The 2,775-nt window shown below is 64.9% G+C and carries 3 protein-coding genes; all 3 read right to left on the minus strand.

The genetic code is table 11. The annotated features are described in order from the left end of the window. Positions 1-699: TerD family protein (locus tag FNH08_RS48355; protein WP_152778257.1), on the minus strand; the 699-nt coding region annotated here is incomplete at its 3' end. 137 nt (positions 700-836) lie between these two features. After that, positions 837-1,979, minus strand: coding sequence for a DUF475 domain-containing protein (locus tag FNH08_RS48360; protein ID WP_322726618.1), 1,143 nt, complete (start codon positions 1,977-1,979; stop codon positions 837-839). 125 nt (positions 1,980-2,104) lie between these two features. Continuing rightward, a complete protein-coding gene (locus FNH08_RS48365; protein ID WP_152778256.1) occupies positions 2,105-2,680 on the minus strand; it encodes a TerD family protein in 576 nt (191 codons plus the stop codon). Positions 2,681-2,775: the final 95 nt, after the last annotated feature.

Below are 2,775 nucleotides of genomic sequence, written 5' to 3' on the forward strand. Positions count from 1 at the left end.
CTGCAACCCCCACCCGTACAACCGATCAAGCTCCGCCTGGAACCCGTACACGAACTTCACCTCACGCCGAACGACGACCTCCCCCTTCACGTTCTCGATCATCACCACCGCACAGGACCGAGCCTGAGGATGCCGCTCATCGAGACTGATCTCGATCCGCGGCCCGTTGCTCGGATACAGCGTCACCACCGCATGCGTCCGGTCGAACGCCGGCGTCTGGTCGTAGATGTACACGAACACCAGAAGCCGCTTGATGTCGTCGCGATGATCGAGGTTGACGTAGATCGTCTCTCCCGACCCCGACCCGAACCGGTCGTCCCCGCTGCACTTCACATACGGCGCCCCGTTGGTGTCACCGAAGAGCCCGCCGAGCGGCTGGACCACCCCCCTGGACCCGTCCGTGAGCTCGTACAGCACCCCGAGGTCGAGGTCGACGTTGACCATGCTCTGGCTGTGCGCCTGCACCGCGTCGGGCTTGAGGGCCTGGAAGGGGTGCCGCAGCAGACTCTGCCGCTTGGGACCGCCGATGTCGGAGGTACGCATCTGCCAGGACAGGTTGATGCGCAGATTGCCGGTGGCGGCTCCCTGCTTGGTGAGCGAGACCGTCCGGTGCCGTTTGGTCAGTTCGATGGAGTTGCTCGCCGCACTGCCCGAGTCGAACTGCGTCCGGCCGCTCAGCAGACCGTCGAAGAAGCCCATTCCCGCCCCCACACTGCCGTGTCCATACGTCAACCACCGTCAACCCACCGCGGGGCGGCCGCCTGAGGACTCGTCCTCGAACAGCCGCCCCGCACAGAGCGTTCCTCACCTGGAGGGGTGTCACACCCCGGAACCGGTCACACCGAGACCTCGGCCTTGTCGTCCGAGGACTCAGCTTTTCCCTCCGCGGCCTCCAGCGCCTTGTTGCGTCGCACGGAGGACCAGAAGGACCAGCCGATCAGGACGACGCCGATGAGACCGGTGATGATCTCGTTGATCTCGTACTGGATGGTGATCAGCAGGATCGCGGCGAGAGCGCCGATCGCGTAGTGCGCGCCGTGCTCCAGGTAGACGTAGTCGTCGAGGGTGCCCTGGCGGACCAGGTAGACCGTGAGCGACCGGACGTACATGGCGCCGATGCCGAGGCCGAGCGCCATGAGGACGATGTCGTTGGTGATGGCGAAGGCGCCGATGACCCCGTCGAAGGAGAAGGACGCGTCCAGGACCTCCAGGTAGAGGAACATGAAGAACGCGGCCTTGCCGGCCAGCTTGACGGCGGAGACCGGCTTGCCGCTCCGCTTGGCCGCTTCCTCCTCCTCGTGCTCGCGCTCCTCCTCTTCCTCGAGTTTGTTCTCGAAGTAGCTGGAGAGGCCGCCGACGATGAGGTAGGTGATCAGACCGGCGAGGCCGGAGACCAGGACCGTTTCCGTCTTGTCGGCGTGGGTGCCGCCGTGCTGATGGGCGTTCTTCGCGACGGTCATCGAGCTGATCAGCAGGACGATCATCGCGATGCAGGCCGACAGCATGTCGATCTTGCCGAGCTTGGACAGCGGACGCTCCAGCCAGCCCAGCCACTTGATGTCCCGGTCCTCGAAGATGAAGTCCAGGAAGATCATCAGCAGGAACATGCCACCGAAGGCGGCGATCGACGGGTGGGCGTCGGTCACGTACTGCTGGTACTGGTCCTTGTCGGTGAGCGCGAGGTCGACGGCCTCGATCGGCCCCAGCTGGGCGCTGATGGCGACGATGACGACAGGGAAGACCAACCGCATGCCGAAGACGGCGATGAGGATGCCGATGGTGAGGAAGATCTTCTGCCAGAAGGCATTCATCTTCTTCAGGATCCCGGCGTTGACCACGGCGTTGTCGAAGGACAGCGAGATCTCCAGGACGGAGAGGATCGCGACGAGTCCCAACGCGGTCCATCCGTCGTAGAGAACCGCTGCGACCAAGCCGAGCGCGGTGACCGCGAACGACCAGCCGAAGGTTTTCAGAACCACTGGCTACCCAATCGTGTTAGTACGGGGCTCCCCCGCGCCGCGCGCGGCTTTACGAAACTTTGAATCCGGAGTCTAGTCGGGTCGCTCGCGTACCCCGTGCGGCCCCTCGTTTAGCGCATATTGCGCTAAGAGACATGGACCCCGAAGTCCAGTGCGATGCCCCGGAGCCCCGACGCGTACCCCTGTCCCACCGCCCGGAACTTCCACTCGCCCCCGTACCGGTACACCTCGCCGAAGATCATCGCGGTCTCGGAGGAGGCGTCCTCGCTCAGGTCGTAGCGGGCGAGCTCCTGGCCGTCGGACTGGTTGACGACCCGGATGAAGGCGTTGCTGACCTGGCCGAAGGACTGGCCGCGGTTGTCGGCGTCGTGGATGGAGACCGGAAAGACGATCTTGTCGACGGTGGCCGGCACCTTCGACAGATCGACCAGGATCGACTCGTCGTCGCCCTCGCCCTCACCGGTGAGGTTGTCGCCGGTGTGCTCCACCGATCCGTCCGGGCTCTTGAGGTTGTTGTAGAAGACGAACCACTCGTCGCCGAGGACCCGGCCCGCGTTGCACAGCAGGGCGCTGGCGTCCAGGTCGAAGTCGGCGCCCGTGGTGGTGCGGACGTCCCAGCCGAGCCCGATCATCACCTGCGTGAGGTTCGGCGCGGCCTTGGAGAGGGAGACATTGCCTCCCTTGGCGAGTGTGACGCCCATGGTGCTGGTCCTCCCCGTGTCGAGCTGTGTTTTGTTGTACGTGCGGTATGAGCGGTACGAACGGTACGCCCGCTCCGTGCGGGTGGGTGGGGGTG

The organism is Streptomyces spongiae, from assembly GCF_009377185.1.
GTDB lineage: Bacteria > Actinomycetota > Actinomycetes > Streptomycetales > Streptomycetaceae > Streptomyces > Streptomyces spongiae.